Below are 7,888 nucleotides of genomic sequence, written 5' to 3'. Positions count from 1 at the left end.
GCGGTGGCCGCCATCCACCCGTTCTACACCGCCAGCATCCGCGAGTTCCAGGCCGCGGGCCGCCCCATCGTGGGCTCGGCACCGGTCGGCGTGGACGGCACACATCACTGGCTGGGCGCCATTGGCCAGGCGACCGGCGTGTCGCAGGCGCTGATCGACACCGCGCGCAACCAGACCCTCGGGGCGATACGCGGCGTGCTGTCGCAGCAGAAGATCAACGGCCGCATCACGCTCAGCGGCTACGAAGGTTCCGAGCTGCTGGTGGGCCGCCTGCTGGTCGAATGCGGCGCCGACCTGCGCTACGTCGGCTCGGCCTGCCCGGCCACGCCGTGGAATGCTCACGACGCCGAATGGCTGCGCGCCAAAGGCGTGCAGGTGCAGTTCCGCGCCTCGCTGGAAAACGACCTCGACGCGCTGCACGAGTACCAGCCGCAACTGGCCATCGGCACCACACCGGTGGTGCAGGCCGCCAAGGAAGCCTGCGTGCCGGCCCTGTACTACACCAACCTGATTTCCGCCCGCCCGCTGATGGGCGTGGCCGGTGCGGGATCGCTGATCCAGGTGGTCAACGCCGCCATGGGCAACCAGCACCGTTTCAACGCGATGAAAGAATTCTTCGGCGGTGTCGGCCAGGGCGACGAAGCCGGTGTGTGGGAAGACGTGCCCAAGCCCTTCCCGAACTTCCGCAAGGAAATGCGGCGCCTCAACGAGAAGGCCGCCAAGAAGCGGGAGGCACAAGATGTTGGTGCTTGACCACGACCGCGCTGGCGGCTACTGGGGTGCGGTTTACGTGTTCACCGCCATCAAGGGCCTGCAGGTGGTGATCGACGGCCCAGTGGGCTGCGAGAACCTGCCGGTCACCAGCGTGCTGCACTACACCGATGCGCTGCCGCCGCACGAGCTGCCCATCGTCGTCACCGGCCTGGCCGAAGAGCAGCTGGGCCGCGAAGGCACCGAGGGCTCGATGAAGCGCGCCCACGCGGTGCTCGACCCCGAGCTGCCCGCCGTCGTCGTCACCGGATCGATTGCCGAGATGATCGGCGGCGGCGTGACGCCCGAAGGCACGAACCTCATGCGCTTCCTGCCGCGCACCATCGACGAAGACCAGTGGCAATGCGCCGACCGCGCGATGTTCTGGCTCTGGAGCGAATACGGCATGAAGAAGGTACCGGCGCGCAAGCCGCTGGCCGAACGCCCCGCTGGCGAGAAGCCGCGCGTCAACATCATCGGCCCGAGCTACGGCGTGTTCAACAGCGCCAGCGACCTGGCCGAGATCCGCCGCCTGGTGCAGGGCATCGGCGCCGAGATCAACCTGGTGTTCCCGCTGGGCAGCCACCTGTCTGAAGTTTCGCGCCTGGTCGAGGCCGACGTGAACATCTGCATGTACCGCGAGTTCGGCCGCATGTTGTGCGAAGCCCTGGACCGACCGTATCTGCAGGCCCCCATCGGCCTGCACAGCACCACCAAATTCCTGCGCACGCTGGGCGAACTGCTGGGCCTGGACCCGGAACCCTTCATCCAGCGCGAGAAGCACACCACCATCAAGCCGGTGTGGGACCTGTGGCGCTCGGTCACGCAAGACTTTTTTGCCACCGCCAGTTTTGCGGTGGTGGCCAACGGCACCTACGCGCGCGGCCTGCAGCACTTCCTGGAAGCCGAGATGGGCCTGCCCTGCCGCTTCGCGGTCTCGCGCAAGGCCGGTGAAAAAACCGACAACGCGGCGGTGCGCGAAATGGTGAAGACGCAGACGCCGCTGATCCTGTTCGGCAGCTTCAACGAGCGCATGTATTTGGCCGAGGCGGGCAGCACAGGCCCCATGCGCGCGGCCTTCATCCCGGCCTCGTTCCCGGGCGCCATCATCCGCCGCCACACCGGCACGCCGTTCATGGGCTACAGCGGCGCGACCTACCTGATCCAGGAAGTGTGCAACGCGCTGTTCGATGCGCTGTTCCACATCCTGCCGCTGGGCACCGAGATGGACAAGGTCGACCCGACGCTGGCGCGTGGCGCGGCGGCCGGCCTGGCCACGCCCTGGGAAGACAGCGCCCAGACCCGCCTGCACGCCCTGATCTCGAACCAGCCGGTGCTGGTGCAGATCTCGGTGGCCAAGCGGCTGCGCGACACCGCCGAACAGCGTGCCCGCGACAGCGGTGAAGCCGCTGTGAACGAAACCCATGTGAACACCGCAGGCCTGGAACTCGGTCTGGGAGCGCCGGCATGAGCGCTCTGTTCTTCACACCCCATTCGGACCCTGGCCACCCGGCCGGACCACCCCCATGTCGTGGCATCTCGCTGCGGCTGCCCATGTTGCGCGGGTCGGGCGCAACGCAGGCCTCACGGCCTTTTTGAGAAGGAGCATTCGTATGGCAACGCGGACATCGATTTCCGGCCTGACAGACGAGGAAGCTCAGGAGTTCCACCAGTACTACATCCAGGGCTTCATCGGGTTCACGGCCATCGCCGTGGTCGCCCATGCGCTCGTGTGGTTCTGGCGGCCCTGGCTCTGAGTCAAGACCGGCTTCACTTTTCATGATCGGAGAACTGCCATGAACGTCGTGTCTTATGAAACCCATAAGCCCACTCACCGGGACGACAAGCTTTCGTTTGTCCTGGTTTTTGCCCCGTGCTTTGTGCTGTTGCTGTCGGTTGCGATGCTGGGCCGTCTGGTCGGCTTGCATTGGCAGCAGTGGCTGCCTGGCGCTGAGCACAAAACCAGCATCTTCTCGGGCGTGCATGCCGCGGTTTACACCGTCATGTCCCAACTGATTTAAGGAGAAAACATCATGTGGAGAATCTGGCGTCTTTTCGACCCCCTTCGCACCATGGTTGCCCAGGCAGTGTTCCTGTTTGCGCTCGCGGCCATGATTCACCTGATCTTGTTGAGCACCAACAAGTTCAACTGGCTCGACGGCCCGAAAAAGGCCCCGGCAGCCGCGGCGGCGCAACTCGCCCCGATGCCATCGGCTGTGCCTTCGGCGACGTCCTGAACGTCGCACGAGGTGTGCAGATGCTGCGACTGCGCGCTGTGCGCAGCGCAGCACCTACGCCCCTCCCCCATTCCTTTGCGTTGACGTCCTAAATCCACCTGAGTCAGGAGGGCCGCACCATGGCCATGCTCAATTTTGAAAAGAAGTACCGGGTTCGAGGCGGAACACTGGTTGGCGGTGACCTGTTCGACTTCTGGGTGGGGCCCTTTTACGTCGGCTTCTTCGGTGTCACCACGCTGTTCTTCGCGTTCCTGGGCACCGCCATGATCCTCTGGGGGGCCTCGCAAGGGCCGACCTGGAACCTCTGGCAGATCAGCATCGCGCCCCCCGACCTGTCGTACGGCCTGCGCTTCGCGCCGCTGATGGCAGGCGGCCTGTGGCAGCTCATCACCGTCTGTGCCATCGGCGCCTTCGTGTCGTGGGCCCTGCGCGAAGTGGAGATCTGCCGAAAACTCGGCATGGGCTACCACGTGCCGGCCGCGTTCAGCGTCGCCATCCTGGCCTATGTGACGCTGGTCGTCATCCGCCCGGTGCTGCTGGGCGCCTGGGGCCACGGCTTCCCCTACGGCATCTTCAGCCACCTGGACTGGGTGTCCAACGTGGGCTACCAGTACCTGCACTTCCACTACAACCCGGCGCACATGATCGCGGTGAGCTTCTTCTTCGCCACCACCTTCGCCCTGTCGCTGCACGGCGCCCTGGTGCTCTCGGCCACCAACCCGGCGCCCGGCGAGACGGTCAAGACACCCGAACACGAAGACACGTTCTTCCGCGACATCATCGGCTACTCGGTGGGCACCCTGGGCATCCACCGTCTGGGCCTGTTCCTCGCGCTGGCCGCGGTGCTGTTCAGCGCGCTGTGCATCGTCATCAGCGGCCCGTTCTGGAGCCGTGGCTGGCCCGAGTGGTGGGGCTGGTGGCTGAACATGCCGATCTGGGCCCAGTGGCCTCTGAAGTAAACCCAGGAGAACACCATGGCGCAATACCAGAACCTCTTCACCACCGTGCAGGCCACCGGCCCGCTGCACCACGGCGTGCCGCTGCCGCACGGCAACAGCCCCCGCACCGGTGATGTGCCGGCCATCGTCCACCTGTTCGGTCGCCTGGGCAATGCCCAGATCGGCCCGATCTACCTGGGTGGCCTGGGCATCGCTTCGCTGATCTTCGGCGTGCTGGCCTTCAACATCATGGGCATGAACATGCTGGCCTCGGTGAACTGGGACCCGATCCAGTTCATCCGCCAACTGTTCTGGCTCTCGCTGGAGCCGCCACCCGCGCAGTACGGCCTCTCGCTGCCACCGCTCAACGACGGCGGCTGGTGGCTGATGGCCGGTGGCTTCCTCACCGTCTCGCTGCTGCTGTGGTGGGCGCGCACCTACACCCGGGCTCGCCAGCTGGGCATGGGCACCCACGTGGCGTGGGCCTTTGCCGCGGCGATCTGGCTGTTCCTGGTGCTGGGCTTCATCCGCCCGGTGCTGATGGGGTCCTGGAGCGAGGCCGTGCCGTTCGGCATCTTCCCGCACTTGGACTGGACAGCCGCCTTCTCGCTGCGCTACGGCAACCTGTTCTACAACCCGTTCCACGCGCTCTCGATCGCCTTCCTGTACGGCGCGACGCTGCTGTTCGCCATGCACGGCGCCACCATCCTGGCGGTCAGCCGCTTCGGCGGTGAACGCGAGATCGAACAGATCGTGGACCGTGGCACCGCCAGCGAACGTGCCGCCCTGTTCTGGCGCTGGACCATGGGCTTCAACGCCACGATGGAATCCATCCACCGCTGGGCCTGGTGGTTCGCCGTGCTGTGCCCGCTGGTGGGCGGCATCGGCATCCTGCTGACCGGCACCGTGGTGGACAACTGGTATCTCTGGGCCATCAAGCATGGCGTGGCACCCCCGTATCCCGATGTGTTCCCTGCCGTGATGGACCCGGCGCTGACCCCCGGAGGCCAATGATGGACAACACCACCACTTTGCAAAGCCCGTGGCTGCGGGCCGCTGCTCTCGGTTCGCTGTTGCTGCTCGGCGCCTGCGAACGCCCCCCCATGGACACCGTGCAACACGGCTACCGCGGCACGGGCATGGTGCAGGTCTACAACCCCCGCACCATGGAAGGCGTGATCGAAGCCAACCAGGCGCCGGCGTCGCAGGAGCCCGCCTCCGCCGAAGGACCCAAGGCCGGCGAGGTCTACCAGAACGTCAAGGTGCTGGGCGACCTGAGCGTGGGTCAGTTCACGCAGCTGATGGTGTCGATGACGGCCTGGGTGGCGCCCGACAAGGGCTGCGCCTACTGCCACAACCCGGCCAACCTGGCCGACGACAGCCTCTACACCAAGGTGGTGGCGCGCCGCATGGTGCAGATGACGCAGACCATCAACAGCAAGTGGCAGAACCACGTCTCCACCACGGGCGTGACCTGTTTCACCTGCCACCGCGGCCAGGCGGTGCCCGCGAATGTCTGGTTCAAACCCGAGCAGCAGACCAAGGGCGCCGACTTCATTGGCAACAAGATGGGGCAGAACACCCCGGCCGCCAGCGTCAAGCTCGCCTCGCTGCCCAACGATCCGTTTTCGCCCTACCTGCTGGGTTCTGAGCCGATCCGCGTCCAGTCCACCCAGGCGCTGCCCGGCGAGCACTGGTCCAGCATCGCCAGCACCGAAAAGACCTACGGTCTGATGGCACACATGTCCACGTCCCTCGGCGTGAACTGCACCTATTGCCACACCACACAGTCCTTCGGCAAATGGGAGGGTGGGCCACCCCAGCGCGTGACCGCGTTCCACGGCATCCGCATGGTGCGCGACATCAACAACGCCTTCATGGTCCCGCTGACCGACACCTTCCCGGCGAACCGCAAGGGCGAACTGGGCGACGTGGCCAAAGCCAATTGCACCACCTGCCACCAGGGCGCCTACAAGCCGCTGTTCGGCGCGCCCATGCTCAAGGACCATCCGGGTCTGGAGAGCCTGCGCACCGCGTTCGGGAAACCCGCGGTGCCCGCCGCGGCCGCGCCGGCCGACGGCCTGCCGACCGACACAGCGCCCGCCGCCGACCTCAGCAGCCAGTTGCCCGCCAAGGTGCTGTTCGCCACGGGCCAGGCCGGTCTGTCCCCCGAAGCCCGCCAGGTCATTGAAGACGCGGGCAAGCTGCTCAGCGGCCAGGCCGGGGTGAAGGTCACGGTCTCGGGTTTTGCCGACCAGCGCGGCAACCTCAAAGCCAACATGGAGCTGTCCAAGCTGCGCGCCTTCGCGGTGCGCGACGCGCTCAAGGCGGCCGGCGTGAGCGAAGACCGCATCGAGCTCAAGAAGCCGGAGATGGCCGTGGCCGGGGCCGATACCGACGCCCGCCGCGTCGAGATCAACCTCGCCAAGCCCTGACCACCGCACGCCATCACCACCCCGCGTCCGCTCCATGAGGTCCACACCATGCAAGTCGTTCTGGCTCAGCCACGCGGCTTTTGCGCCGGTGTGACGCGTGCCATCGAGATCGTCGAGCGGGTGCTCGAACGCCACGGTGCGCCGGTCTACGTGTTCCACGAGATCGTGCACAACCAGTGGGTGGTGAACGATCTGCGCTCGCGTGGCGCGGTGTTTGTGGACACCCTGGCCCACCTGCCCGCCGGCAGCCAGGTGGTGTTCAGCGCTCACGGCGTGTCGGCCGCGGTGGTGGCCCAGGCGCAGCACCTGGGCCTGCACTCGGTCGACGCCACCTGCCCGCTGGTGAACAAGGTGCACCAGCAGGCCCAGCGCTTCGTGCGCCAGGGCCGCACGCTGCTCATGATCGGCCACGCCGGGCATGAAGAGGTGGTGGGCACCATGGGCCAGGCCGGTGCGCCGGTGCACCTGGTCAGCCAGGTGGGCGATGTGGCCGCACTGAACCTGCCCACCGGCAAGCCGCTCGCCTACGTGACGCAGACCACCCTCAGCCTGGACGACACGCGCGACATCATCGCGGCGCTGCACGCGCGCTACCCGGACATCGTGGGACCGGAAGTCGACGACATCTGCTACGCCACGCAGAACCGCCAGGTGGCGGTGCGAGCCCTGGCCGCCCAGGTCGATCTGGTGCTGGTGGTCGGTGCGCGCAACAGCTCCAATTCGAACCGCCTGCGCGAGGTGGCCGCCCACGACGGTGTGCCGGCCCACCTGGTGCAGGACGCCAGCGACATCCGGCCCGAGTGGCTGCGCGCCCCCGCACTGGACACCCTGCGGGTGGGCGTCACCGCGGGCGCCTCCACGCCCGAGGTGCTGGTGCAGGAAGTGGTCGCGGCCCTGCGTCAGCGCCACGCAGGCCCCGTGGTGCAGCTGGCCGGTGTGAGGGAAGACACCCGGTTCCGCCTCCCGGTGCAGCTGGCTGTGCCGGTGGTCTGACATGCCCAACACCTCTGCTGGCCTCATCACCCTCTCGGGCGTGGTGGTGGTGGTGCTGGTCAACTTCCAGCGCCAGCACCAGACCTGGGCCTGGATGCGCCTGGTGCAAGGCCCCTCGGCGCTCAAAGACATCCCCGGGCTGGTGTTCAGCAAGGTCATGGGCAGCGGCGCGGGTGGCGGCTTCGGGCTGCGGCCCAGCCCCAGCCACCAGGGTCTGATCGCGCTGTTCGACCATGCCGATCAGGCCCGTGCCTTTCTGAGCGGCCCCATCGTGGCGGCCTACCGCACCCGCGCCGCCACGTTCTGGAGCGGGCTGCTGGAGGTCGAGTCGGCCCGTGGCGCCTGGGACGGACAGGCCTGGGGCGCCACCCACCCGACCCAGCTGGGGCCATACGCCGGCGCGGCCAACGACGACGGCGTGTGCCAGGACAGCCGCCCGCTGGCCGCGCTCACGCGCGCCAGCATCCGCCCCGCCAAGGCGATGGAGTTCTGGCGCAACGCCCCCGCGGCCCAGAGCGCCATGCAAACCGCGCGC

The 7,888-nt window shown here is 67.2% G+C and carries 9 protein-coding genes and 1 pseudogene; all 10 read left to right on the top strand.

The window, feature by feature from the left end; genetic code table 11:
- A partial coding sequence (locus ACR2JA_RS18770) for a nitrogenase component 1 (protein ID WP_434010587.1) occupies positions 1–753 on the top strand: 753 nt, incomplete at its 5' end.
- Positions 740–2,221 carry a chlorophyllide a reductase subunit Z gene (bchZ, locus tag ACR2JA_RS18765; protein WP_434010586.1) on the top strand — a complete coding sequence of 494 codons (1,482 nt, stop codon included), beginning with the start codon at positions 740–742 and terminating at the stop codon, positions 2,219–2,221. The genes ACR2JA_RS18770 and bchZ, both read left to right, overlap by 14 nt.
- A 142-nt stretch (positions 2,222–2,363) precedes the next feature.
- Positions 2,364–2,507 carry a light-harvesting antenna LH1, beta subunit gene (pufB, locus tag ACR2JA_RS18760; RefSeq protein ID WP_291124319.1) on the top strand — a complete coding sequence of 48 codons (144 nt, stop codon included), beginning with the start codon at positions 2,364–2,366 and terminating at the stop codon, positions 2,505–2,507.
- Between the two features lie 39 nt (positions 2,508–2,546).
- Positions 2,547–2,771 carry a hypothetical protein gene (locus ACR2JA_RS18755; protein WP_434010585.1) on the top strand — a complete coding sequence of 75 codons (225 nt, stop codon included), beginning with the start codon at positions 2,547–2,549 and terminating at the stop codon, positions 2,769–2,771.
- A gap of 12 nt (positions 2,772–2,783) precedes the next feature.
- Entirely contained in the window at positions 2,784–2,987 is a 204-nt protein-coding gene (pufA, locus tag ACR2JA_RS18750) for a light-harvesting antenna LH1, alpha subunit (RefSeq protein WP_434010584.1), read from the top strand.
- Positions 2,988–3,106: 119 nt separating this feature from the next.
- Positions 3,107–3,946, top strand: coding sequence for a photosynthetic reaction center subunit L (pufL, locus tag ACR2JA_RS18745; RefSeq protein WP_434010583.1), 840 nt, complete (start codon positions 3,107–3,109; stop codon positions 3,944–3,946).
- 15 nt (positions 3,947–3,961) lie between these two features.
- On the top strand, positions 3,962–4,939 hold the full coding sequence (pufM, locus tag ACR2JA_RS18740; protein ID WP_434010582.1) for a photosynthetic reaction center subunit M: 978 nt from the start codon (positions 3,962–3,964) through the stop codon (positions 4,937–4,939).
- Entirely contained in the window at positions 4,939–6,360 is a 1,422-nt protein-coding gene (gene pufC / locus ACR2JA_RS18735) for a photosynthetic reaction center cytochrome PufC (RefSeq protein ID WP_434010581.1), read from the top strand. Before pufM ends, pufC begins: the two co-directional genes overlap by 1 nt.
- 48 nt (positions 6,361–6,408) lie before the next feature.
- Positions 6,409–7,353 carry a 4-hydroxy-3-methylbut-2-enyl diphosphate reductase gene (gene ispH, locus ACR2JA_RS18730; RefSeq protein ID WP_434010580.1) on the top strand — a complete coding sequence of 315 codons (945 nt, stop codon included), beginning with the start codon at positions 6,409–6,411 and terminating at the stop codon, positions 7,351–7,353.
- A gap of 1 nt (position 7,354) precedes the next feature.
- A pseudogene (locus ACR2JA_RS18725) lies at positions 7,355–7,888 on the top strand (hypothetical protein); the annotation flags it as partial.

Source organism: Hydrogenophaga sp. (assembly GCF_051007235.1).
Taxonomy (GTDB): Bacteria; Pseudomonadota; Gammaproteobacteria; order Burkholderiales; family Burkholderiaceae_C; genus Hydrogenophaga.
Note: the sequence above shows the minus strand (reverse complement) of the source record. Positions and strands in the feature narration are given on the sequence as shown.